General features: G+C 40.7%; 21 protein-coding genes. 4 read left to right on the top strand and 17 right to left on the bottom strand.

All coding sequences use genetic code 11. From position 1 onward, the window contains the following. The first annotated feature begins 167 nt into the window (after positions 1 to 167). The gene (locus ACK8P5_RS11990; RefSeq protein WP_422661154.1) at positions 168 to 1,181 is read left to right on the top strand and encodes a copper amine oxidase N-terminal domain-containing protein; all 1,014 of its coding nucleotides are present in this window, start codon (positions 168 to 170) and stop codon (positions 1,179 to 1,181) included. A gap of 87 nt (positions 1,182 to 1,268) precedes the next feature. Here the strand turns inward: ACK8P5_RS11990 and ACK8P5_RS11985 are convergent, their stop codons facing one another. Genes ACK8P5_RS11985 through ACK8P5_RS11975 form a run of 3 tightly spaced genes read right to left on the bottom strand, consistent with a single transcriptional unit; the run spans position 1,269 to position 2,645 of the window. Then, on the bottom strand, positions 1,269 to 1,646 hold the full coding sequence (locus ACK8P5_RS11985) for a VOC family protein (RefSeq protein WP_422661153.1): 378 nt from the start codon (positions 1,644 to 1,646) through the stop codon (positions 1,269 to 1,271). A 34-nt stretch (positions 1,647 to 1,680) separates the two neighbouring features. Beyond that, positions 1,681 to 2,145, bottom strand: coding sequence for a phage tail protein (locus ACK8P5_RS11980; protein ID WP_422661152.1), 465 nt, complete (start codon positions 2,143 to 2,145; stop codon positions 1,681 to 1,683). Between the two features lie 20 nt (positions 2,146 to 2,165). Continuing rightward, positions 2,166 to 2,645, bottom strand: coding sequence for a GyrI-like domain-containing protein (locus ACK8P5_RS11975; protein WP_422661151.1), 480 nt, complete (start codon positions 2,643 to 2,645; stop codon positions 2,166 to 2,168). Positions 2,646 to 2,756: 111 nt separating this feature from the next. On the opposite strand from ACK8P5_RS11975, the gene ACK8P5_RS11970 reads away from it, so the two are divergent. Beyond that, positions 2,757 to 3,719 carry a helix-turn-helix transcriptional regulator gene (locus ACK8P5_RS11970; protein WP_422661150.1) on the top strand — a complete coding sequence of 321 codons (963 nt, stop codon included), beginning with the start codon at positions 2,757 to 2,759 and terminating at the stop codon, positions 3,717 to 3,719. A 114-nt stretch (positions 3,720 to 3,833) separates the two neighbouring features. Next, complete coding sequence (locus ACK8P5_RS11965; RefSeq protein WP_422661149.1) at positions 3,834 to 4,343, top strand: hypothetical protein; 510 nt, start codon at positions 3,834 to 3,836, stop codon at positions 4,341 to 4,343. A 364-nt stretch (positions 4,344 to 4,707) separates the two neighbouring features. Here the strand turns inward: ACK8P5_RS11965 and ACK8P5_RS11960 are convergent, their stop codons facing one another. Both ACK8P5_RS11960 and ACK8P5_RS11955 read right to left on the bottom strand, forming a co-directional pair. After that, a complete protein-coding gene (locus ACK8P5_RS11960; protein ID WP_422661148.1) occupies positions 4,708 to 5,253 on the bottom strand; it encodes a 50S ribosomal protein L25 in 546 nt (181 codons plus the stop codon). Between the two features lie 261 nt (positions 5,254 to 5,514). Further along, complete coding sequence (locus ACK8P5_RS11955; RefSeq protein ID WP_422661147.1) at positions 5,515 to 6,294, bottom strand: ABC transporter ATP-binding protein; 780 nt, start codon at positions 6,292 to 6,294, stop codon at positions 5,515 to 5,517. Positions 6,295 to 6,577: 283 nt separating this feature from the next. On the opposite strand from ACK8P5_RS11955, the gene ACK8P5_RS11950 reads away from it, so the two are divergent. Further along, complete coding sequence (locus ACK8P5_RS11950) at positions 6,578 to 6,808, top strand: glycine zipper domain-containing protein (protein WP_422661146.1); 231 nt, start codon at positions 6,578 to 6,580, stop codon at positions 6,806 to 6,808. A gap of 114 nt (positions 6,809 to 6,922) precedes the next feature. Here the strand turns inward: ACK8P5_RS11950 and ACK8P5_RS11945 are convergent, their stop codons facing one another. From ACK8P5_RS11945 to ACK8P5_RS11890, 12 genes are all read right to left on the bottom strand, one after another. Next, positions 6,923 to 7,864 (bottom strand): GNAT family N-acetyltransferase, encoded by a 942-nt coding sequence (locus ACK8P5_RS11945; protein ID WP_422661145.1) that lies wholly within the window; start codon positions 7,862 to 7,864, stop codon positions 6,923 to 6,925. 340 nt (positions 7,865 to 8,204) lie between these two features. Beyond that, entirely contained in the window at positions 8,205 to 9,134 is a 930-nt protein-coding gene (locus tag ACK8P5_RS11940; RefSeq protein ID WP_422661144.1) for an AraC family transcriptional regulator, read from the bottom strand. A gap of 87 nt (positions 9,135 to 9,221) precedes the next feature. Next, on the bottom strand, positions 9,222 to 9,779 hold the full coding sequence (locus tag ACK8P5_RS11935) for a shikimate kinase (RefSeq protein WP_422661143.1): 558 nt from the start codon (positions 9,777 to 9,779) through the stop codon (positions 9,222 to 9,224). 109 nt (positions 9,780 to 9,888) lie between these two features. Then, complete coding sequence (locus ACK8P5_RS11930; protein WP_422661142.1) at positions 9,889 to 10,239, bottom strand: n-acetylglutamate synthase; 351 nt, start codon at positions 10,237 to 10,239, stop codon at positions 9,889 to 9,891. A 154-nt stretch (positions 10,240 to 10,393) separates the two neighbouring features. Continuing rightward, complete coding sequence (locus ACK8P5_RS11925) at positions 10,394 to 11,605, bottom strand: GNAT family N-acetyltransferase (protein ID WP_422661141.1); 1,212 nt, start codon at positions 11,603 to 11,605, stop codon at positions 10,394 to 10,396. Positions 11,606 to 11,907: 302 nt separating this feature from the next. Further along, complete coding sequence (locus ACK8P5_RS11920; protein ID WP_422661140.1) at positions 11,908 to 14,022, bottom strand: right-handed parallel beta-helix repeat-containing protein; 2,115 nt, start codon at positions 14,020 to 14,022, stop codon at positions 11,908 to 11,910. A gap of 46 nt (positions 14,023 to 14,068) precedes the next feature. Continuing rightward, the gene (locus tag ACK8P5_RS11915) at positions 14,069 to 15,742 is read right to left on the bottom strand and encodes an ABC transporter substrate-binding protein (RefSeq protein ID WP_422661139.1); all 1,674 of its coding nucleotides are present in this window, start codon (positions 15,740 to 15,742) and stop codon (positions 14,069 to 14,071) included. 48 nt (positions 15,743 to 15,790) lie between these two features. Beyond that, entirely contained in the window at positions 15,791 to 16,684 is an 894-nt protein-coding gene (locus tag ACK8P5_RS11910; protein ID WP_422661138.1) for a carbohydrate ABC transporter permease, read from the bottom strand. A 75-nt stretch (positions 16,685 to 16,759) separates the two neighbouring features. Beyond that, the gene (locus ACK8P5_RS11905; protein ID WP_422661137.1) at positions 16,760 to 17,716 is read right to left on the bottom strand and encodes an ABC transporter permease; all 957 of its coding nucleotides are present in this window, start codon (positions 17,714 to 17,716) and stop codon (positions 16,760 to 16,762) included. A gap of 257 nt (positions 17,717 to 17,973) precedes the next feature. Beyond that, on the bottom strand, positions 17,974 to 20,286 hold the full coding sequence (locus tag ACK8P5_RS11900) for a helix-turn-helix domain-containing protein (protein ID WP_422661136.1): 2,313 nt from the start codon (positions 20,284 to 20,286) through the stop codon (positions 17,974 to 17,976). Positions 20,287 to 20,434: 148 nt separating this feature from the next. Beyond that, positions 20,435 to 22,237 carry a right-handed parallel beta-helix repeat-containing protein gene (locus tag ACK8P5_RS11895; protein ID WP_422661135.1) on the bottom strand — a complete coding sequence of 601 codons (1,803 nt, stop codon included), beginning with the start codon at positions 22,235 to 22,237 and terminating at the stop codon, positions 20,435 to 20,437. A gap of 206 nt (positions 22,238 to 22,443) precedes the next feature. Continuing rightward, the gene (locus ACK8P5_RS11890) at positions 22,444 to 23,679 is read right to left on the bottom strand and encodes a Gfo/Idh/MocA family protein (RefSeq protein ID WP_422661134.1); all 1,236 of its coding nucleotides are present in this window, start codon (positions 23,677 to 23,679) and stop codon (positions 22,444 to 22,446) included. Position 23,680: the final 1 nt, after the last annotated feature.

Genomic DNA, 23,680 nt, shown 5'->3' with positions numbered 1-23,680 from the left:
TCCTATTATTGTATACAATTCAAATGTTATTCATTGGTGTTTGAACATCGTGTCACTTCTACAGAAAAACATACTAAAATTGGTTTATTTATCCGATTGTTGCTATAATTCTTTGCATATTTATATTTTCAGCTATCAGATATCTAACAGCAAAGGAGTAGAGAAAAATGTTAAAGAGATTAAAGGTGATAGGAATAACGTTCATGCTGCTGACTCTTTTCTTGGCATCAAACACTACAGCTCTTGCTAAGGATGCTATTAAAGTAATAGTAAACACCAAAGAAGTAGTACTAGATCAGAAACTCATTATAAAAAATGGTCGTACTCTTATGCCTCTAAGATTTATATCTGAATATTTAGGTCATGATGTGAAATGGGATTCAAAAAAGAAAATAGTTACGATTGCCTACTCTGATGAGAAATCTTCCTATAAAGTTACTTTACCTATAGGTCAAAACAAGGCCACTAAAACGACTAGCTCTCATTTGGATAATAACAGTCAATCAGATGTAGTATATATTCAGTCCGATGTACCAAGTCAGATTATGAATGGAACAACGATTGTACCCTTAAGATTTGTAGGTGAATTACTCGGTATAGATGTCCGCTGGGATGCTCAGCACAAAGATATATATGTTTCTAGTTTGGGTGTGAACTTGATCCCGTCTGATTTTGAGAAAGATGTGTATGATAAACAATTGCGTAAGGTTAAGGATTTTGGTAAACCTACTGTTAATTATGAGAAGTTCCTTGCGCTGAATACCGATCATTTCAACGCACTCGATCTGGATTATCTTTTTGCCAAGAAGCCTAGTTTAGACCTATTTGGAGCCCCAGAAGCTTATCGTGATAACTTCAATGAAATTATTATTTCAGGGCCCATTAAACCAAGTTATCTAAATATGATGATATATAAGGGTAAGGATTTGCCTATTTTGAGCTATCCAAATGTTACAGCTGAAAGCACTGCCACTGTGAAAGAAGGAATGACCTATGATGAGGTCGTCAAAATATTTGGTGGTCCTGGCGCATTATCTGGCAAAGGTACGCTCCGTGAGGAATACAAATGGGTATCTTCCACAGTGAAGGGTGAAGCCTATATTACGTTTGTTAAAAAAGATTCTTCTCTCTATGTCACACCATCACCATATCGATCTTACACTTGGGAAAATACGTTTTGATATTGAGGTTAAAGAGCTGCGTGTGCTGATATAAGGTATGAAAAAACAGCTGATCATAAAGATCAGCTGTTTTTTATGAATTTGTTATCACTTTTGCTTTTCCATGACTGCAAAATAATTATCTTCATGATCAGCGAAGTTAAAAACTCTACCCGAAGGGAGTTCAACGATATCACCAACAGTGACCTGCTTGTTCTTTAAATCATTGTATAATTCATCTAGGTTTTCCGTGAAGTACATGATCGACGGAGTACCTAAATTCATACCTGGATTCATCTGAGCAACAATCTCCTTGTTGTGAAGAACGATGCTTGTTGCTGCGCCTCTAGGAGCAACTTCAATCCACTTCATTGGACCATTGTTTTCTTCAGAAATAATCTCAAACCCCAATTTTTCAGTCCAAAAAGTTCTAGACTCCTCTTGATTACTCACATACAGCATAACTTGGCCAATTTGACTAATCACTTCTTTTCACGCTCCCTATGCGATGGGGAATAATTTAATATTCTCCTTTAATTACAAAAAACGAGCCTCGAATCGTTCCAGCTAATTTAGATTTCTGCCTAGCAAACTTAAACTTCCCTTCTAACTCTTTAGGAACTTCCATCCCCTCAGAAAGCTTAAAACCAACAGCGCGTTTCTTGGGGTCATCAACCGTATACATGACGTTGATTCCAAGGCCATCCTCATAAAAGATATATGAAAATTGAATATTTTCCACCTGAAAACGTGAGGTTTCTAAGGGTTTGGCTGCAAACACAATGTTACGTTCTTCGTTCAGAATACGATTCACATATTCAATTGTCTCTTGACTCTCACTTGCTGGTATAACCGTGAACTCATGCTTGTATTTGTTCATGAAGTAACGAGCTTCATTAGCTCTGAGACCAGCAAGTGCTTCGGCTACTGGTGAAGACTCTAAACCGATCGTAGACACATTTTTAAAATCAACGACATATGACATACTCTTTCCCCCAAATCTCATTATTTCCTAACCACAGGAATCCACATTTCTCCATAAACGGAGTCGTTTCTATGCTCCATCTCAACGGATGCATTGGGTCCGCCAACGTAGGCAACATGCTCAGCTTCTGGCAAGGCTTGACCAAAGGCAATGCTAGTTAGTTTATTACTAAGTTCATCAGCATTCGCGGCTTCGCCTTTTACAACTAAGTATTCCCCCTTAGGAAATTGAATCATTCTGGTTGCATTGGGTACCGATGCCTCTGTCATAACACCAGCATAATACATCATTTTGTTATTAACCGCTTCATTCACAGCAAAAATGTAGTCATTTGTTGCAACATTCTTGAGTGCATCTAGCCTTCCATCTTGTTTCACGGTCTCCCAAAAATCCGCTTTCTCTTTATTGATGCCTACATAATCCGTGTAATCACTCTTTAATTCTGTTCCAATGCCTACAACGATAAAACTTTCTTTTTCCTCAAGAGTATAATTCGCCATAATCAAAAACCTTCCTTTTTTTGGAATTTTAAAGATGATTTGTATTTTCATTTGATGGGTTTATAATAACCTTAAATCATGTCAAATAATGATACTGTTTAGGGGAGTCCGATGAAAAAAGTAGAACGAATTAATATCATCATGCGGTACATCAATAACCGCGCTCACTTCACCATTACTGAAATCATGCGTGAATTTAATATTTCACGTTCGACAGCTATACGCGATATAAGAGAAATTGAAGCAATGGGAATGCCACTTGTCGCCGAAGTAGGCAGAGACGGGGGTTATTTTGTGATGAATAACTCTGTGCTGCCCACCGTCCGCTTTACGGACAATGAAATTAAAGCGCTCTTTATTGCTTTTATGGCTACAAGGAATCAACAACTTCCTTATTTGAAGAGCCGACAATCTTTAGCGGAAAAATTACTAGGTCTCATCTCCGAAAACCAGCAAGATGACCTTGTTCTTTTGAATCAAATACTACTTTTTGAAGGGACCAATCCCCATAATCCTGACCTTCTCGATCTCTCAGATCTTCCCCATCCTATGTTAGAAAAGCTGATCCAAGTTCTGCTCAAAGACAAATATTTATTCGTTTCCATTGAAGAACAGAGCGAGATTAAATCTTACCCGATTTATCTTTTGCATCTTTTTCGTGAGAAAAGCGTATGGTTTATTGAAGGTTTTGACCTCGAGGATGAAAAGCGACGGATTATTCCTGTAGACAATCTAACCGATATCAAGCCTTACCTTTTGAAAAAGAGAGCAAGCAAGAAAAAGATTGTAGAACAACTAAATAAACAGGCAGAAGAAATCAACCTTGTTATAGAACTTGGCCCAAAAGCGATCTCCCAGTTTAAAAAATACCATCCTTTAAAGCAATCTTTATCCTATACGAACCCTTATCAAACTACGGCGATCTTAAAGACCTTTATCCATGTTTATGATCCAGAAGAATTAACCGAAATGACAAATTGGCTACTTTTCCTTGGTAGAGATATCAAAGTTAGAGAGATACCTGTGGAACTCTTACAAGGACTACAAGAAAGATTGGACTTATACTACTCATGAGTCACTACGGTCCAATTCAATCCGCAACTTTTTGTGATGGGGTTCGTCTAATATAAAGCAAGCTTACTTCGTTAACTATCTAAAGAGGGGAATGTATACATGAGTCATATTACAATGGCAGAAGCCCTGGCTGTTCGAGCTGCAATGAATCGTCTCCTGAATCAATTAATGCAAGAGAGAATGAATAATAGCAGTACCATCATTGAAAAAGGAGAAACAGCTGAAACTCCTGCACGCAGTGTCGATGTAATTACCGAAGAAATCAATACCGTTTCAGATGATTTTAGAAGGCTTGATCTATTAATGGCGGTTTCTAATACAACTGAGACCATTCTCTGGAATGGTAGTCCTATTACTGTCATGGAAGCGATCGAGCTTGCCAAACAAATTCGCATTGAAATTGGACAGCTCTCACATCTTGGCTCACGAAAGAAATTAGAGCGTCAGAGTAGCCGCGGACACGATGGTTCGGTTACATTGTTTAATGTTGCGTTATACGACCCCGAAGCCTATCAGGCAAGCGCGCGCAAGAAAGAACGCGAAGTAACAAAATTATCCTCTTTAATTGAACATGCTAATCATCACTCAAAGATTAGTTTTGACGCTGCGAAGTATATGGACTAATGGGTATACGCCGGCTTCAAGCCTACAATACTTTTTGTTCTTGCAGGTTTGAAGCCGGCGTATGCCGGCCGGTGGGAAAGTGTGGGCAACCGTTTGTTGTTTGTCGGATACAAGCAAAACTAAACCTAAAATCGACTCCTAAGCATAAACGGATGACGGTTAACAGATTACGCCTATAACTCCATTACGATTGACGGACTACTCAAACAAAAAAATGAATCGCCCCGTTTCCTGCCGCCTAATTTAATCGATATAACGATCTAATTATCGTATTTGCTTTCATAACAAAAAATGAGTCCGGTACATTGTATATGACCGGACTCATTTTCTATTTCATGGCAAAATATATGTTCTGTCTAGCCTATTATGGCTTCGACACGGATACAAGAAGCTCGTTATCTCCCGAGATGACCGTCAACTCTTGCGGCAGGTTTAAGTCTTTCACAAATAATGTATCTCCGATATTCATAGCACTTATGTCTAATTCGACTGATGACGGTAGGTCCTTCGGCAAGGCTTCCACTTCCACGTATGGATCCTGGATTTGTACAACCCCTCCTGACTTCGTTCCTAGCGGGGTTCCGATGATCTTAACTGCTAGCTTCGTACGAATGATCTCTCCTGTTTGTACGAGTTGAAAGTCAACATGCAGAGGAACACGAGTTACTGGATTCCGTTGAATATCCTCTAATAATACCGTAAGCGATCTGCCCTCATCGGACTTCAATTCGATAAAACCAGATGCGCCTTGCTTCAACCACTTTTCAAATTGTTTAGATGAAATGTGAATGATTTCGTTATCCACGTTTTTTCCAAATACAACCCCCGGCAAGCGCCCCTCCAAGCGTAAATTACGCAGTCCGGAAGCATTTAATCGTGTACGTCTTTCGGTATGAATGTATGTAGCCATGCTCTACCTCTCCTTTACTTGAGTGATCTTAGCGCTTTCACAGCAGCTGTCGAACCTCCCCTGATCGGGGACAAATAGAGAAACATAGCATCACAACCCTCCACATCCTTTAAGATAGTAATACATTAAATGTAAAAAACCTATAGATACAAACGAAGGCACCCCACTCTGAAGAGTGGAATGCCAATAGGTTTCATTCATCATATCATAGATACGTTGTTATGTCCTGTTATAAGTAACTTCATCCAAAAAACCGATCATCTAGTCATCAGGAAGCGTAAGCCACTTACGGTTATGATGTTCCTGCACTTCTACGCGAGTATTGAAGAACTCGCTAAGCACATCAGACTGCAAGCAGTTCACTGTCTCATCCGCCTTGAAGATTTCTCCGTCCTTCACTAGAAGCGTATGCGTGAAGCAAGATGTTATCTCTTCGATATGATGCGTTACATACAACAGAGTAGGTCCACCAGGCTGCTGTGTAATCTTCTCGATCATCTGCAACAGCTGCTCCCGGGCGAAGATATCAAGACCTGTACAAGGCTCATCAAGGATCAATAGATCTGGATCAGCCATAAGTGCACGAGCTATAAGTACTTTCTGACGCTGTCCTTGCGAGAGGGTATCGTATGTACGAGCAGCCAAAGAAGTACACCCGAGAAATTCCATCAAATCATTTGCTTGTTTTAAATCTTCCTCACCCGTCTCGTCATAGAGGCCGATTGTTGCGAATTTGCCGCTAAGGACAATGTTAAGTGCCGTCTGATGACCGTAGAGCTTCTGCTGCAAAGAGGTGCTGACCCATCCGATTCGTTTACGAAGCTCTCTAAGGTCCACATCGCCAAAACGATGGTCCAACACTTCGACTTGCCCCGTTGTTGGCCAAATATATCCGTTTACAACATTCAGCATCGTGGTCTTCCCTGAACCGTTAAGGCCAACGATACACCAGTGCTGCCCTTGTTCCACTGTCCAATTCATATCTCGCAAGATCATTGTCGAATCTCGTCGCCATGACACATTTTTGAGTGATATAACCATGCAGCACTTCCACTCCTAACATTCATTTATAGTCAGCTTATTAAAACCTTTTCCTAGATATAAATAAAAAAGTTAAACATCTGATCATCTCTATTTCGCAGGATACCACTATCTTCCTCACCTAACAAGTCAGATTTATTTGACCTTACGCAAATAGCAGAGCCCTCAGGTTTTCCACATACATCGCTATACTGATGAATTCTTTAAGGTTTAAGAGGGTAAGATGTACTTTGGACTGTGCTTCAAAGTAGCAGAGTTAACAAAAATGGAGGAGTGAGATAACATGACTCAAAACAAAGACCGCAATCGAAACCGTGAATCTGAAAGTAACAACACGAATGGCATTGATACTGGAGAAGCTGTTGGAACTGTAGGTGGTGGTGCTATGGGCGCTGTGGTAGGTTCCGTCTTGGGCCCTATTGGAACTGCTGTTGGAGGAATTGTAGGTGCAGCATTAGGGAACAAAGCAGGCGAAACTGTTGAAGATAATGATGAAAAGCATCGGGAAGAGTAAGCAAGTACCCACCATTGTCTGGACACTGGTATAACTCGCTCCAAATATAAAGGGAGTTTCTCTATTGAAAACTCCCTTTATATAAATAAACATACTCGCCGTATTCGTTTCTATTTACAACTGATTCATAGGAATGCACATACTCTGTATCTCTTGGACGCCTGGAACGAACCCGAGATTTAGATAAACGGATTCTGCATCATTACCCTCCATGACGTACAACCTTAGTATAGGATAATGATCCTTCAGACTAGTCAGCGCTCTTTTTAACATACTTGTAGCAAGTCCCATTCCTCTATACATCGGAAGGACACCAATGCTGTAGACGGCTGCTTGATTATCTTGTAAACACAGACGACAGTTTGCAACTAGCAGACCGGTATCTTTATCATAAACAAGTGTCGATGCCTGCACTAATATGTCATTTGTATAATTAGGATCTTCATCAGGTATAAAGTCTTCAAGAGAAGATTTCTTCCTCCTTACAGCTTCAAAACCTCCTACAAAGCTTTGAAAGTCACTCTGAGCAATTTCATCTTCATTAATGTACCGCATTTCCCCTCTCCCATTGTCCAAAATTTGAGGACTCTTAATTATCAGGGTGTCACCCCAAACAACGTCGAAATGATCTGTGGGGCGCTGCATCCATCGACATCTAAATTCATCAGGCCAGAATCCAGCCCGTGTAAATAAACTAACTTGGTCTGGAAGAATTTCATAAGCCTTTATCGGTTTTGTTCTATCCGACCATCTGATCAAAGTAAGTTTAAGGAGTTTAAGCACCTCAAACGTTTCCTGAAATGGAGGAATAAAAAACAAGTGATACATGGTATTAGGTGAGATCCTCACCCCACCGATTTTAAATCCCCCTCTATAGATCCAAAACGAGTTGTTACGTGAATTATCAAAACCTTGTTCTCTAAAAAATCCAATATAACGCATATCATAATAGACTGAACAATATATTCCCCATTCTTCGGGATCTGCCCTTCGAATGCTATATTCACTCGATAAATCATAACAGTCAGCCTCAACGGACCATTCAACGAATTGCATGCTATATTCCTCCTTTTATGTAACTCCTTATTTGGACGCGCTTTCAGCGATCTTAAGACAACAAAAAAGACCACAGATGAACATAGCTCATCTGTAGCCTCATATCTCCTGAATGCAACTTGGAGAATGCGGTATATGATATTGCTGTTGTTCTTAATGATATGAGGTGCACTAAATAAGAAGCTTGAGTACAGATGTGTACTGTAGTTAACTCCTCACTAACCTCATATATTCAGTTATTAGATCAACTGATTAAGAACAACAATTATCATGACACCATTTCTCCCTATCAAATCCAAATTTTTCTTATATTAACACAAAGAAGGTTATACTTCAAACGTTATTTCTCAGATAGACTTGTTAGATTATCCTCAATTCGGTACCATAACTCACAATACTCATATCCATCTTTGTCCGTACAATACATTTCGAAATTACCACCGTCTAATATGCTCAACTTCGATGTTTGGAGCCATTCTGAGAATATCCGATTTTTTAAAGAGCTCAAATCATAATTACCGCTGCCGTTCCCATCACTTTTTGTTGAAAATATTACCCAGGTAGATGCTGGAACATCGACTACGGTATACCCGTTAACCTTACTATTCTCCGATCTATAACAACCGATAAGGTAAGGGAAGGTCGTATTGCTTGTGAATCGGTAAGAATCGTAGGCAAATACCGTTCCAAGTTCCTTACTGAAATGACCCTCGCCTCGCCAGTCCCCTTGTACCGATTGGTTTAATCGATCAAATTCTCCATTTTTATAGAGGTTCTCCCAAGCCTCGGGGATTGATATTCCTTCTGGGTTTGAAATAAGATCGTAGCTGTAGATATCTTCTAATCCATAAACTTGAAATGCACCTCTTGTTTCTATACGGTAATTCATCTCGACAACTCCTTTTAATGTGATTTGAAAGGAGATGCGTGGATAAGCTTTTAACTGACTTCCAGCATTGCGTGCAGATGTAGGAGTCAACCCGTGAAGATTCTGAAAAGCTCGTGAGAATGATTCGGGAGTTTCATACCCGTATTTCAGGGCAATATCCGTCACTTTATTCATTCTGTTCTTTAAATCAAAAGCAGCTAATGTGAGCCTCCTGCGCCTTATGTATTCAGATAATGGTACTTCAAGTACAAATGAAAACATGCGCTGAAATTGATACACCGAGCACATCGCAATTCTGGCAATCTGATCATAATCAATATCATTTTCCAAGTTGTCTTCAATATAGTTGATAGCATGGTTCATTCGTTGAAGCCAATCCATAGCAATCCCCCCTCTCAAAAAGGAGCATATCATGCGGTTATTTAAGCCGCCTGATTTTTCATGCAGTAAAATATCAGGTCATTGGTTTTAAAGCTGGAATCGATCTTTTATCAATAATGCTGTTTCTGCAGCCGTCTGAGAAGAAGTTTGTATACGTATGTAATTTTCCCTTGTGATTTCCCCAGGTAGGGAGTTTAATCGATGATGCTCCATCGTTGTAATTAAATCTTTTTCGGATCGTTCGATATCTCTCTTAGATGGCTTATGATTCAATCGATGTGGTGACTTGTTGCGAGTTAGACGTTCCTCTATGTCAGCTTCCAACTCCACGAAACATACCTCATGGCCCTTCGATTCAAAGATATCACACAGTTCATCAACATATTTCCAATCACTTGGTAGATCGAATCCCCAGACATACGTGAACATGAATCCAGGGCTATCAGTTAGAGACATTTGCTCAAAAATTTCTTTGCGAAAAAGATCAGACAACCGCCACATCTCAGGAGTGAATCCAAAATAAGGACTTAGCAGTTCAATCGTCTGGTGATTATGAAATAATTTCATAGACGTGATTTTCTCAAGTTCATGGCCAATGGTCATCTTTCCTACAGCTTGTGGACCGAATATGAGTATGAATTTCATCTTTTTCCTCCTAAGGGTATTATAATCTTCTGTGATGAATATTACCTGAAATATAGGACTTGATCCTGCACGTTAAATTAATGTTAAGTATAAACTATGATTTTAATGTTTAACGAATAGAAGCAAGCTCCTCAACAATAGATTCACCTTCACTCTGATCTTTATCAGTCCATTTCCATTTCTCATACAGACGTACTCTACCGTCTTCAAGGATTTTCGGCCTAGAGGTACATGTCCCTCCCCTTATCTCATTTTTTCTATTTACATGACTATAATTAAACAGTAAAGTTCCATCTTCATAAACTAATCCAATCATACATCCTTTGATAATATCTCCACCTGAGTATGAAGCTGTGAGAATAGAACCCTCTTGTTTGTATTGAAAATGCGTCTTCGATGAAACCTCACCATTATCACTATTCTCAACAGAGACGAAATTACGTCCATCATAATTAATCATTAATATCGACCACTCCTTAAAATAAGTAGTTTATTAAATACACTACTATTAATAAGAAAATGTTTCCACGAAATATTTAAAGCTTCATCGCACTTGTATCATAAAAAAAGCCGCACGTATTATGCGACTTTCTATATGAATATTCCTAGGTTTTTTAAAAATAATCTGAAAAATAAGGTGTATGCTGTTCAATAGCATCTTCTAATAAATCAAGTGTTTCAGGTGCACATAAGAGCCGACCTATCTTATACAGGTACTCGGGTCGTTTATAACCGAGCAGCATTGTGGTCATCGTTTGTATACTGATGCTATCATCACTACGCATGTTACTTCTTACGATTTCACCTGTGCCATCAGAATGAATACGTAACGTAAACACTCCTTGATTCCAAGTAAGTAAAGGATCTTGTAAGGTAAATGTCCACTCCCGATCAACTGTGGCAGTCTTGAATGGATATTTGGATATAAACTGCTCAATATCTACGATCCGAGCCATATAGTAGGGCGAGATTGTTTCTTTAATATCCGCATCTTCTAACAAAAAGGCAAGGGGTTCGTCCGTGTGAATATTACCAATTACTTTAGATATCATGGAAAAGTGAGCACTGATGAAATTCCAAAGTCCACTGCGAGCCTCCTCATGAATAAAAATCATGTCCTTAACATGGAAGACTTCTTCCTCGATCCAGTACAAAATGTAACCGTCAGGTTCTCCTTCTTCCCCATAATAGATTGCAGCAGTCAAATCATCAGAGTCCCAGCGCCAATATTCACTCCAAGCAAGCTCATCCCTTAACATCGCTCCATGCGTTTGTAATGCGAAACGTTCATACGCCCTTTTCACATCCTCACTTTCAGGATTAACGCGTGCTACATTTCCAGGTACGTGCTTGGTTTTTGGTAATTGGTAATCCTGAACTTCAAACACAATTTTATCAGAGATAATCTCCCATCCCTTGCGGCGATAATACGGAATGGAGTAAGGATACAAGTAGGAAATGGATTGTTGTTTATCCCTCATATTTGCTAAAGCCTGATACAATAACTTGTTCATGAGACCCTGTCCTGAGTATTCAGGGAACGTACCCACACCCGTGACCCCACCCATGGCATACGTACGATCGAATATTCTAACCTCAAAAGGATAAGTTGCAACTTGAGAAACCAACTTCTCTCCATCGAACCACCCAAGTACATCAGCCTGTTGCAGTACGGGTGATTTAGCACTAATAATTTCGTGTTCTTCCCAACCTATTCTATGAAGATCATTATGAGTAACCTGAAAAACGTATCGTAGAAGTTGGCTGTATTGTTCCAAATGGGACACATTGACTTTCTTCATTTTCATGTTTTTTCTGTGACGCATGAGCGAATTCTCCTTGTTGTTTACCGTCTATTGTTCCAAATACGTCAGAATGTTCAAGATCAGGCAATAAAATTTACTGTTACGGTTACATGATTAGAATGAATGAATATCAGCTATTTTATTCTTCACTAATAGTCATTTAGAGAGGACTATAAAATTGCGCTGTTACTATACTTAGAGGAGCTCTTAATAAAAAAGCCGCCGATCTATTGCTATCGGCAGCCATTAAATCAACATTTAATCTTAAGTACTATATTTACTTCATTATTACATGCCTCGGAACTTCACAATGTCTGTACCCATTACTCTCGCATTCCGGAGGGACGTGGCCCGACATCTGAATTATCGATCGGCTTGAAACCTAGAGCAAGCGCGGGTGAATCTTCCTGTACTGTAAAATCATATTTATCCAAAGCAATAAAGCGTGGATCGTCATAGATCGAGTGCAAATCGTAACCTAAATCATGCAATTCTACCCATGTTAATATTCGATTAAGTGAGAAACGAGCTTCTTGGTCGGGCCCTCCGTTACCGCTGATCGGCTCCCGTCCAGACACATCCCAGTACAAATTCAAATCGCTGATGAATCCACACTTATCCATCTGACCGCTGTACCCACCGACAAAGATAGGTTCGCTGTCCGAGACAACGATGTTCCTCTCGAAAGTAAATGAGGTATGCTCTTCCGCTCGGCTCAATGACACCTGGCCTTCACGGCCGAATGCGAATATGTTATTGCGCACGATGTTTTCGCGCCCGTAATGCTCATGGAACACTTGACTGCTCGTATTGTAACAGATGTTGTTTTCAATAAGTATATGTGAGCTACCTTCATCCGGATAAATCGCCCAACCGCCGTAGTTGCACTTCTCGATATCATGGATCATATTTCCACGAATGACTGTGCCGGGTTGGACACCAAGCGTATATATACCGCCCATATCACTTAACAATCCATGTCCGAGATGATGAATATGATTCTTCTCGATGATATTATTTTTCGAAACACTCTCAGCATAGCCCCACACCCATCCGCAGGAAATGCCGGTATAATACAAATCGTGGATATGATTATGCGAGATAACATTACCGAAAGAATGAACAGATAATACGCCTACGGCACTGTGGAATACACGGCCTCCCGAACAGATCGTGTTGTCCGTGATCCGGTTGTTCCCCGTTCGGCAGCTAACAGCTCCCTCTGCATCAGAACCGTCCAGTTTGATACCTCCTGCTCCCATATCCATTATTTCATTTCCGACAATACGATTAAACATGCAGCCTTCAGATAATTCAATCCCGTAGAAACCAATATGTTCGATTTTGCAATCCTCAATTGCACAATATCTTGCACCTTCCATATGGATTACTCCAGGAATATTAAAGGCAGCCTGCGGTGCTGCAGCAAAATCAATGCCAAAGCGCTCAAAACGCTCTCCACCACCTCGCGGCTGATACCAGTCGCTATATCTGAACGTTATCCTCTTGAATTGGATGTGCTCAACATATTGTCCCTTATCAGGCTCCCCTTCAAGTCGAAGAAACTGATCTAATCCACCAGCGTAAGCTTCTAGATCTTCGAGCGACTCTCCTGGCATCGGAATATAATATAGCTTTCCGGTGTCTCGATCGAGATACCATTCGCCAGGTTCACTAAGCGCTTCAAATACATTATCCACGTAATATTTGGCATACCGCTTAGCAACGTCATCGCGGAGTGCGAACATGCTTCTTCGGCTCGATTTCACCGTACCGGTTCGTTTATCAAATGCTTCAATTGGCATCCGCTCTTCGATCCAAAAATGAACAGCAACGACATCCACATCGGTCAAGTTTCGCCAGTGCTCAATATCGCCAGACCGACATACGAACGTATCCGATCCATCGAACAAACCACCTTCCTTTCCTTCTTCGTGTACGTTAATCCCCGGCACTTCCTGCATCCAAAAAAAACCTTGTTTGGGCAAACGAGTTCTCGGTCTTCTCTGACCACTTATAAACAATTGGCGAAAATACCAGTTGCCCTCGGCTACTTCCGGAATGTCGACAACCCATACTTTCTGGGAGCCGAACGCTTCTTCCCGCCATCCGGTAATTCGCTTGCCGCCGCTGATCACAGGTGTTTCGCCTGGGTAAGCGGCATAAGTGACAGAAGCTGAATCTTGTGGTCTAAATGTTAACACTTCCGTTAACGTGTATTCTCCTTCACGAAGCCATACCGTCACCGACTCTGGAAGCTTTTCAGACTCCTTCATCGAGCGCACCGCATCTCTCGCTTTGCCAATTGTGGCAAATGGTCCATCCGTCTGTTCGTCGTTAGGTTCAGCCAATGTTCCGGACCAGTGATCTCGTCCTTCCGTTGATATATAGAACTGCAAGCAGTCATTCGCATGCTGAGATGAAGAGAATGAATTCATGTTCTTACCACCTCTTTAAGAGTTCATCTTCTTGCCTTTTCCGATTTTACTCATTGTACTGACGTTCATAACCTTGCTGGTAAACATCCAAATATTTTCCAAGACCGATATTGTCCAGATTCTGCACATAATTATCCCAATCCTTATCTAGACTCAAATCTCCCGTGATGAAGCGAATCGTCGATTCTTTGACATAGTTAGCCAGTTCAACTGAGATTGTCTGGATTTGTTGACTATCTTCATCCTTCAGCTTAATAGGTGGTAATACAGATAATGAGTCGGTCTTCGGAGCATATGGCTCATATTTATTCTTCGTTTCATCTCGCAACATCTTCTCTAGCCCTTCTGCTGCAAAAGGATCTACATTCGGATCCACCGCTTCACCAAACCGAAAATCTTCTGGTGCATAATTGATACCAATCTGCATTAATGAATGGTTTTGTGGTTCCTCGACATAAGGAATAAGTGTTCTGTAAAGGGCTGGTTCGTCGTTTAATCCAACATCCCCGGGTTTGGAATCTTCCCATCCTATTCCTTTTAACCCTATTTTTTTTGTAGTTGCTCCTTCCAGGGTATACAGGAAATCAGCCCAACGAAGTGCAGCTTCAGGATTTTTGCTCGTAGCCGGAATATAGAATGCTCCAGGGACAGCAGCATCATATTTGGAATGGGTCGCATATCGAACGCCATTCGGGCCTTCGAGTGGTGCCATTGCGACGTAGTGTCTATATCGCTCTGGACCAACAGTTGTCTCACCTATGATATTGACATTCGCACCTGTAACGAAAGACCCTAATATTTCGGCATCCGGGTTAGCAGCTAATTGCCTCAATTGATCGTTATTTTGGGTATACGATGGATTATAAAGCAATCCTTCTTTATACAGACGCTGAATATATCTCAATCCTTCGCGGTATTCTGGTTTATTCGTAATTGTTTCTACTTTATTGTCCTTCACAATGAGTTTCAAATCATCCGAATTAGAATAGGTGAAAGCATTCATAAGAAAGATGTTTGGATCTGTGTTCCATCCTTTTACAGCTCCGGCAAACGGAATTTCATCCGCCTTACCATTGCCGTTCGGATCTCTCTCTTTAAACGCTTTCAATACCTGATAAAAATCTTCCGTTGTTTCCGGTTCTTTCAGTCCAAGCTCATCTAACCAGTGTTTATTAATCCATAGTTTTTGTGACATGCTGCAATGATAACAGTCATTCCATGAAGGCAAGCCATAAATCTTCCCATCCGTGGCAGTAATAATCCCACGCAATCCATCATGTTTCTTCATAACTTTTTCGAAGTTCGGTGCGTATTTGGGTATCATATCGTCTAATGGTAAAAACATCTGTTGACCGACTGCATATTGTTCTTCATTAAATCGCACCCCGAAAAAAGCATCCGGCAGATCTCCGCTGTTTAATATCAGATTTACCTTTTCCGTAGCTGAATCGGATGGAAGTACATCCCATTCGATTTCAATGTTTGTCTTCTCTTCATACCATTTAACAAACTCATTCGTTTTGAAATCAATAATCATGGGGTCTTGTATGACTAGAAATTTGAGCTTCGTTTTATTTTTAACAATAGGAAATGTATCTCCTGTAGCTACGTCTTCACGCTCCTCAGAAACACCATTACTTGCACTTTTAGAGGAACATCCAGAAGTAATCATTGCAAGAATAATAATAAAGATAACGGCCAAATGAAATCTCTTATTCATTGTAACCTCCATTAAAATGTATTGGATTTACGCTGCTATGCCTCACTGCTACCCTTTAATCGAGCCAATCATTACACCCTTGACAAAATATTTTTGTACAAATGGATAGATGATGAGTACCGGAACGCTAGCCACTACGATGACAGCGTATTTCAGAACATCAGTTAGCCCTTGCTTGCGCTGTAATACTTCAAAGTCCACGACCATGGTAGGGTCAATATTATTCACCACTAGAATGCTCCTCAATATGATTTGTAGCGGAAACAACTCTGGCGATTTCAAATAAATGAGTGCACTGAAGTACGTATTCCAATGACTGACGCCGTAATAAAGTGCCATCACAGCGATAATTGGAGCTGATAGTTTAATGGCTATACTGACTAGAAAACGGAAATCTCCTGCTCCATCAAGCTGTGCTGCTTCATAGAGTTCCTGCGGAATGGTTACTTGGAAGAATGTCCGCGTGATGATGACATTCCATACAGACATCGCAGCTGGGATGATCAGGGCCCAGCGGGTATCTAATAATTCCAAATTTTTTACAAGTAAGTAACTAGGGATTAACCCTCCCGAAATGAACATTGTGATTACGAAATAAAGCGTCACGGCACTTCTGCCTTGCAACTCTTTACGAGAAAGAGGATATGCTGCAAACACAGTCATAACGATGTTTAATGTTGTACCAACCACCATATAAAACAAAGAGTTCATGAAACCGGTAACGATTTGCGAATTTTTAAACACGGCAACATAACCTTCTAGCGTTGGTTTCACAGGAAAAAGCCACACTTTCCCTGAAACAACGGCTTGCGGGTCGCTAAACGATGCGCTAACCACATATAAGAGTGGGTAAGCTACGACTATAAAGCCCGCACTTAATAGTAAATATACAAATACGTCGAATATCCGATCCCCGACTGTTGGTTTTATTAATTTACTCATAATGCCACCCTTTCTGAAATGTGAATTGCAAATATACAGTAGTCAAGGCAACGAGAGTCTTTTCATAACCCGCGCTTACCAAAGCCCGGAGTCCGTTAGCTTTCTCGCTGTAAAATTGGCGATGATAAGCAAGATTAAATTAATGATGGAGTTGAATAAACCAATCGCTGTAGAAAATCCATAATTAGAGTTGATGAGCCCCACTTTGTATACATAGGTTGAAATGATTTCGGAAACAGAAAGATTCAAATTATTCTGCATCAAATAAATCGTCTCAAATCCAACGCTCATAATCCCACCGATGCTTAGTACGAGTAAGATGACAATGGTAGGTCTTATGCTTGGCAAATCAACATGCCATATCCTTCTTACCTTACTTGCACCATCAATAATGCTTGCCTCTTGTAAATCCTTGCTTACCCCTGCTAGTGCGGCTAAATAGATGATGGCCCCATACCCAGTCCCTTGCCAGATTCCCATCCAGACATAGATTGATCTGAAAGACTGTGGTTCCCCCATGAAATTAATCGGTTCTCCACCAAAAAGCTGGATGAATTGATTGACCAGCCCGATACGCGGATCTAACACTTGCATGACGATCCCAACCAGAACGACGGAGGAGATAAAATACGGCGCATAAGTTAACATTTGTACCGATTTCTTAAACCACTGGATCCGAACTTCATTCAGTGCCACAGCAAGCAGAATCGGCAACGGGAAACCAGCGACAAGGGAATATAAACTGATAAGAATCGTGTTATTTATTATTCTCCAACTAGAAGGAGAACTGAAAAACTGTTCAAAGTGACTGAACCCAACCCAAGGGCTTCCGATGATACCTTCAAGCGGCTTATATTGTTTGAAGGCAAGAAGCACGCCGTACATTGGAAGATAGTTGAAGATAGCAACGTAAATGATTGGTGGTAACAGTAGGACATACAGCGGCCAATGAATCCGCATTTTTTTCAAGACAGTTCCCATTCTTACTTTTACCGGTGGCTTCTGTTGAACCAACTGCGTATGCGCTTTCATTATTTCGTTCACCTCCCCTCACTCGTCATATATGAATCTGTCATACAAGTTATCATGGACGATTGAATATTCACAACAGACATGATTTGATGTGCGGACAATTCTTAAAAACGAAGGATTTGGAGCTAATTAAGGCATGAAGATAGATGCCGGACATTATTTAAGGAGCGGACCAAACCCATATTGACGTTATAAAAAGGACCCTTGTCTGGTTTTGAGACCAAAGCAAGGGTCAACTCATTTTGAAATGGGTTATCTTAGTTAACTGAATATGCCATGGGAGAAACCCCCATTACACGCTTAAAAGCTCTCCGAAACGATCGATCACTACTATAACCGACCATTAACGCAACATCCTTAATCGGCACCTCTCGAGTTCCTAATAGTTCGCAAGCTTGTCTAATTCGCAAGCTTTCAATGTAGTCACTAAATGTCATTCCAAGGTGATCCTTAATATACTGATACATCATTGCTTCCGTAAAGCTAAATTCATCTGCGACCATAGACAAAGTTAAGTGGTCGTACATATAGTTCTGCTGGATAAAATAGTCCACTTGATTACGTAGCTCTGTGTTAGCGTTTTGATTTTTGAATTGAATGGCTTCGCAACAATCAAGATACGCTTGTCCAATCTTTGAAAAAATCTCTTCGATACTGTCTTTCCTCTGTAGTTTTCCGATGGATAGTTCATGAATCGCTAAAGCTTTTGTTTGATCCATTCCTCTGGATACCGTACCAATCATTAAAAATAGAAGCTGTTCAGCATCTGGAACGGATAGGTTCCTTGTCTGAATATTTTCACTGTATAGAAGTGTTAATACTTGTTTCACATCTGATTCATTACCAGATTTGATACTGTTGATCAACCTTAATTCCAAGTCTATGGGAAAGTAGTATTTATCGCTTTCCTTCGGAATATCTTCGTACCGCGCAAATCTCTGTCCCTGCTTCTTACTCAATGCATACTCTAAAGCCTGCTTAGCCTCGAAAAAAGACAAACATATATCGCGTATGCCTTTATAAACTTTACCGAAAGCAAAAGACAACCGCATTTGACTATAGCGATCCAGAGTATGGGACAAGTTATGGATAATTGAATTCGCCTCTTCGATCCCGAGTTGACTGTCTTTATCTTCGTGGTTGTACTCTACGATAAGGGCAAATTTATTCTCGTCGATATCATACTTAAAATACGTCAAATGCCCCATCGAAAGGTCGATTGAATTCTTAATGACAATGTTTAACATACGAATTTCTTCCAGATTGGGATCATTCGTGTTGCCTTCCATTTCATCAACTCGTAATAGAAGCACATAAAAACTTCGTTCTGAAATGTCCAATCCTACGTTTTTCTGGAATATGTCGATTTCTTTATCGTCTATAGATTCACCATAGAGTAATCTGCGAAAGAATGCTTGTTGAAGTAGCGGAATATGCTCTTGAACCTTCTCATTAAGTAGGTCGTGATTTTCAATCAAACGGGAAATGGAGTCGTTCAAATCGTTATATTCGTTCGTGTATCGCTCCTCTCCATGACCGAGCCATCCTCGTAACTGTTGAAGCAATTGCTTAATAGGCTTCCAGTCGCGATAACCAAGAAATAGAGCAAAGAATATGCCTAACACAATCGTAATGAGCGCCGCTGCGATAGTGATATTTTTAATGTATTGTACTTTGGTAAGCACCATAGATGCAGGTACAGCAGATACATAGTTCCAACCGTTCAGACTAGAAACCGTTCGCGAAACATACAGTTCTTCCCCGTTTTCCGTTTTGAAAAAACCTTCTTCGTTAGATGTAGTTGCAAGAACCTCTGGAGCGATCTTCGTCTGTTTACCCGTAACAGATGTGACAACTTGTCCCTCTTCATCGCTTATGTATATCAATCCGCTTTCGCCAATATCCAGTTGGGTCAATAACTGATTAATTTGGTTTTGGTCAATCATAATCAGAACGACACCGAGGGGGTTATTAATAGCATCAACAGGAAAGGAATGTAGAAAATAAAGTACTTGTTGTTGTTTATTATCCAATGTTACTTGACCGCCAGGCAAAAACGTGGATTGGTGAAAGCGATTCCAAAGCATTCGATGAAATTGTTTCTTATCAAGCGAATTGTCGTTCGGGAACAGGCTCTTCCAAAACCATTCTATATCGGGATATGCCGTATCTGATGAGAGTACAACGGAGTTGCTACGAAAAAAAACAAAGTGATTCAGGACAAACGTGTTGATTGCATGGAAATTCGGACTGTTGTTTACCGCCTTCCAGACAAGGTAATGTTTTGACGATCCCTCTTCGATGTTTCCCGCATTCATCAGTGAATTCAGCTTAGAGTCGAGGCCTATCTGTCTGCCGACCCCTTCTATCTCCTGAAGACGGGTATCCATAATCAATCTCGTTTGTTCTAGCATCAGTAAATTATGCTGCATTGCATCTTTTTTGACCGTATACACTGCCACATAATATACGAAACTGCTGATTAGTATGGGTATGATCAGCACAAGAAGATACGAGACCGATAATTTCCAGAACAACGATCGCCGGATTCGCCATTTGTAGATAACCAATTCAGCCCTCCTAATCAATCTGATTTTGTTCAAAGATATCCGGCGAAACAAAGGGAGCTTCTGAAGGAAGAGATGATCACAAATCCTTCGATCTTAGGATTTTATTGAATTTACTATCATGCACAATGAATGGAGCTGTGTTTATAAGCTAATTCATTACTTCATTCTTCTGTATCACATAACACTGTTGCTCAGGTGCTACCGTGATCATGTCTGTAGACATCTGAAGCAATTGAATCGTAAGGTTGACGCCTTCTCCTTTGAACGTATTCCCTTGAATCACAATGTCCTGACTTTGAGTCAAGCTCATGACATGTTGATCATTAGGTCTTGATGAAGGATTTACTCTAATGATCTCGTTGTTTAAAAACTGTAACCCTTGTGTATCCTTAACCTGTAACAAGGTATTGTCTAACATCTGAAATTTGTTGCCTTCGATCGTTATGTTACGGTGTACAGGACCAGCATACTGTTTGTTCTCTGGTGCTATATAGATAACTGGTGCCCCGTTCTCAATAAACAGATTATTCTTAATGCTTACATCCGTAACCATCCCAGATTCATACCAGCTTTCGGCATCGTCCGCAATTAGAATAGCGCTCATGTGCATTTTGTTAAACGTATTCTTCTCAATTCTTACCTTTCCTCGTGTAGAAACCAATACACCTCTGGTTGGAACCGATTCAAAAGTATTACCGGTAATGGTCACATGGGCTGTCCATGTTATATTCTCTACAACATCATGATTGAACTCAATCGAAGCAGGAGCTTCGGTATCGAGTGTCAGAATAATATCCGTTTCGTCAATACGGCTTACTCCTGTAATTGTAGCGCTTCCATATGGAAGCAAGGTTGAACCTTGGATAAAATCAATTCGATCGTCTACTAAGAAAGCATCAAATCCCCAACTCTCGGGATGCATAAATCGAACTTTGATCTGATTGGCGGCTGGTTTTTCTATAATTCTTAGATGTGTACCATGAACATTAATCGGGTCATCATGTGCGCCGAAGAAATTAGAATCTACAATTTGAATATCACCTTTACAACCTGAAAAGTGCATAAAATCAGCCATCGAAGCATTCGTTCGCCCGCTTCCTTCTCTTGGTCTAAAGTTTAATCGAAGGAATTCTAGATTTTCACAATATTGACTGACGATACCTAGACCAGGCGCAGCGTAGAAATCTACGTCCGTCCATCTAATATTATTACTTCGGTACACAAAAGCACCTTGTTCATAACGTACTGTGTTACGGATCTGATAAACTTGTCCAATTTGAGCACCTTGATCTGGACTTCCGTCGTAATTCAAACGTATTGTTCTACTTCCAAGATCCTCTACACTAGAAGCATTCGAAACCGGATTCCAACTCCGCCAAGTTCTCTTGCTAATCGGATCATACTGTTGTGCCAATCCTGCTGATATCTGACTATGACTCCAACCATTCTCACCGATCCAGGTCAGCCTTCCCTCGTTGACCGTATACCATGAATCGGGATGAACAGATGCTTCAAGATAATTGATACCAGTAGCCGTTATGGTGATTTCTGACATCACAGGTCGGTTAAAGTCAATTTTGAGATGATGTAGATGGACATCCGTCACATGATCGAATGCGATCGGTGTCATAAGACCGTGGAACATTAGGGTTGAGCCATTTCCTTGAATTGTAATGTTATCCATATCTTTAAATAACAGACCAATTGTTCGAAGCGCATCTGGCGTATCGGTCTGTGGAGTTGTATTCGTAATATAGTAAGGTAATTTTTCAGCCGATGTAGACTGAAAATCATATACCCCATAAGGAATATTCAACACGACGGGCTTCTGAGCTTGTTTAGCAGCAGCTATTGCTTGTCTAAATGCTTGACTGGCATCATTTCCTGAATTCGCAATTGCCCCATAATCTGAGATGTCTATAATGGTTCCTACACCCATGAATGAATTCATCCTCCCCAATAAATGATAGTTTCAGTACTGTTAAACATGTAAGTGTGTAAGTGCTCTTGAATGGATCACCCAGATTGCTCCATTGTAACCGCTTTAGGATGAGTTGTATTTAGCCAATAACATCAATCTTGTAACCAAAATCATATTCTAGACAATAAAAATAAGAAGGCCATAACACATCTCGCGCGGAATGGCCCTCGCACTGATTATCGATATGCAACAAAACTATCAGGATCTAGCATTCCCCAGCTCTCGGGTGCCTTCCCTAAGTCTGGAACTTCAAGCATTTCACCGTTCCTTAGGGAGGATTCATGGGCAATCAAACCCGGAAGAATATAATCTGCCGCTCTCCATGCATGATTTGGTGGCAGCTTGTTGCTCTTCACAGCTTTAAGGAAATCATCTACAAGGAACTGATGAGAGCCAGAATGCCCATTAGGAAGTCCTCTGAAAGATTCAGGCAAACGATAACTATGATGTACTTTCGCCAGTGATACTCCGAAATCATGTTTTAATACACGATGGATCCCTTCATCATCTAGATTCATGTGCTCGTCCTTACATGCAAGATCAGAAGTCAAATCTTCGATCTCACCCCATTCTAAGTTGGACCATACCGATCCCCCAGCATGCTCCTCATAGCTCCCGTTCGTGCCGAACATACTCATGTAAACACTGTTCTTACCTCCCCAGCCGACGCGGCGGAATTCATTAAACCGCATCATGCCTCCATCAGATGTACGAACAAGAGCACTCTGATTACTAAACGGGTTATCCCACAAATTAGCACCTTTTCGGAAAATGCCGTCTTCATGCTCATCAGTATAGCCCAGGCAAGAAACGTGGGTAGCTCTCGCTCCCGTGACGGAGAGAACCATACTTACGGAATGTGTAGGATAATACATAGGGGGAATCCCGGCAACTTTTTTCCAATCTGCTCCTCCAGAGTATTTGAAAGCATCGTAAAATCCATGAGTCATATCATGTAGATACTGAGCCTCACCGTAAACAAAACGACCGAATTGTCCTGCATTAAAGCGATCCCTGCATATCACAGAGCTTGGATAATAGTAACTCGTCTCCCCAGTCATGTAGATCAGACCCGTTCGTGTAACCTCTTCTAAGATCAATGTTATATCTTCATAGGATTGTGCCATCGGAACCGCACAATATACATGTTTGCCGGCCCTAAGCGACTTGATCGTATGCTCGCCATGTAAATGCCGTTGAGTGAAGATGGCTACTGCATCCACGTCACTTTGAAGTAAATCATCAAGTGAAGAGTACGTTTGTTTCAAACCAAAAGCAGTAGCATACTTCTCAACCCGATTCTGATGAAGATCTGCCAACACAACTTCGTCAACGAAAGGATGAGCTTGAAATAAAGGAATAAAACACTTCGAAAACTGACCTGCACCTACAACTCCTATTTTAAATCCCATA

Origin of the sequence: Paenibacillus sp. EC2-1 (genome assembly GCF_049311625.1) — a bacterium.
Classification (GTDB): domain Bacteria; phylum Bacillota; class Bacilli; order Paenibacillales; family Paenibacillaceae; genus Paenibacillus_AQ.
The sequence above is the reverse complement of the archived record's forward strand: the minus strand, read 5'-3'. Positions and strand labels throughout refer to the sequence as shown.

What these genes read in the sequence shown, in the direction of transcription:
- ACK8P5_RS11925 (WP_422661141.1), bottom strand. Translation starts at nt 11,605, where the DNA reads ATGCGTCACAGAAAAAACATGAAAATGAAGAAAGTCAATGTGTCCCAT.
- ACK8P5_RS11955 (WP_422661147.1), bottom strand. Translation starts at nt 6,294, where the DNA reads ATGGTTATATCACTCAAAAATGTGTCATGGCGACGAGATTCGACAATG.
- ACK8P5_RS11920 (WP_422661140.1), bottom strand. Translation starts at nt 14,022, where the DNA reads ATGAATTCATTCTCTTCATCTCAGCATGCGAATGACTGCTTGCAGTTC.
- ACK8P5_RS11950 (WP_422661146.1), top strand. Translation starts at nt 6,578, where the DNA reads ATGACTCAAAACAAAGACCGCAATCGAAACCGTGAATCTGAAAGTAAC.
- ACK8P5_RS11945 (WP_422661145.1), bottom strand. Translation starts at nt 7,864, where the DNA reads ATGCAATTCGTTGAATGGTCCGTTGAGGCTGACTGTTATGATTTATCG.
- ACK8P5_RS11935 (WP_422661143.1), bottom strand. Translation starts at nt 9,779, where the DNA reads ATGAAATTCATACTCATATTCGGTCCACAAGCTGTAGGAAAGATGACC.
- ACK8P5_RS11915 (WP_422661139.1), bottom strand. Translation starts at nt 15,742, where the DNA reads ATGAATAAGAGATTTCATTTGGCCGTTATCTTTATTATTATTCTTGCA.
- ACK8P5_RS11975 (WP_422661151.1), bottom strand. Translation starts at nt 2,645, where the DNA reads ATGGCGAATTATACTCTTGAGGAAAAAGAAAGTTTTATCGTTGTAGGC.
- ACK8P5_RS11965 (WP_422661149.1), top strand. Translation starts at nt 3,834, where the DNA reads ATGGCAGAAGCCCTGGCTGTTCGAGCTGCAATGAATCGTCTCCTGAAT.
- ACK8P5_RS11940 (WP_422661144.1), bottom strand. Translation starts at nt 9,134, where the DNA reads ATGGATTGGCTTCAACGAATGAACCATGCTATCAACTATATTGAAGAC.
- ACK8P5_RS11905 (WP_422661137.1), bottom strand. Translation starts at nt 17,716, where the DNA reads ATGAAAGCGCATACGCAGTTGGTTCAACAGAAGCCACCGGTAAAAGTA.
- ACK8P5_RS11990 (WP_422661154.1), top strand. Translation starts at nt 168, where the DNA reads ATGTTAAAGAGATTAAAGGTGATAGGAATAACGTTCATGCTGCTGACT.
- ACK8P5_RS11980 (WP_422661152.1), bottom strand. Translation starts at nt 2,145, where the DNA reads ATGTCATATGTCGTTGATTTTAAAAATGTGTCTACGATCGGTTTAGAG.
- ACK8P5_RS11895 (WP_422661135.1), bottom strand. Translation starts at nt 22,237, where the DNA reads ATGAATTCATTCATGGGTGTAGGAACCATTATAGACATCTCAGATTAT.
- ACK8P5_RS11890 (WP_422661134.1), bottom strand. Translation starts at nt 23,679, where the DNA reads ATGGGATTTAAAATAGGAGTTGTAGGTGCAGGTCAGTTTTCGAAGTGT.
- ACK8P5_RS11970 (WP_422661150.1), top strand. Translation starts at nt 2,757, where the DNA reads ATGAAAAAAGTAGAACGAATTAATATCATCATGCGGTACATCAATAAC.
- ACK8P5_RS11960 (WP_422661148.1), bottom strand. Translation starts at nt 5,253, where the DNA reads ATGGCTACATACATTCATACCGAAAGACGTACACGATTAAATGCTTCC.
- ACK8P5_RS11910 (WP_422661138.1), bottom strand. Translation starts at nt 16,684, where the DNA reads ATGAGTAAATTAATAAAACCAACAGTCGGGGATCGGATATTCGACGTA.
- ACK8P5_RS11930 (WP_422661142.1), bottom strand. Translation starts at nt 10,239, where the DNA reads ATGATTAATTATGATGGACGTAATTTCGTCTCTGTTGAGAATAGTGAT.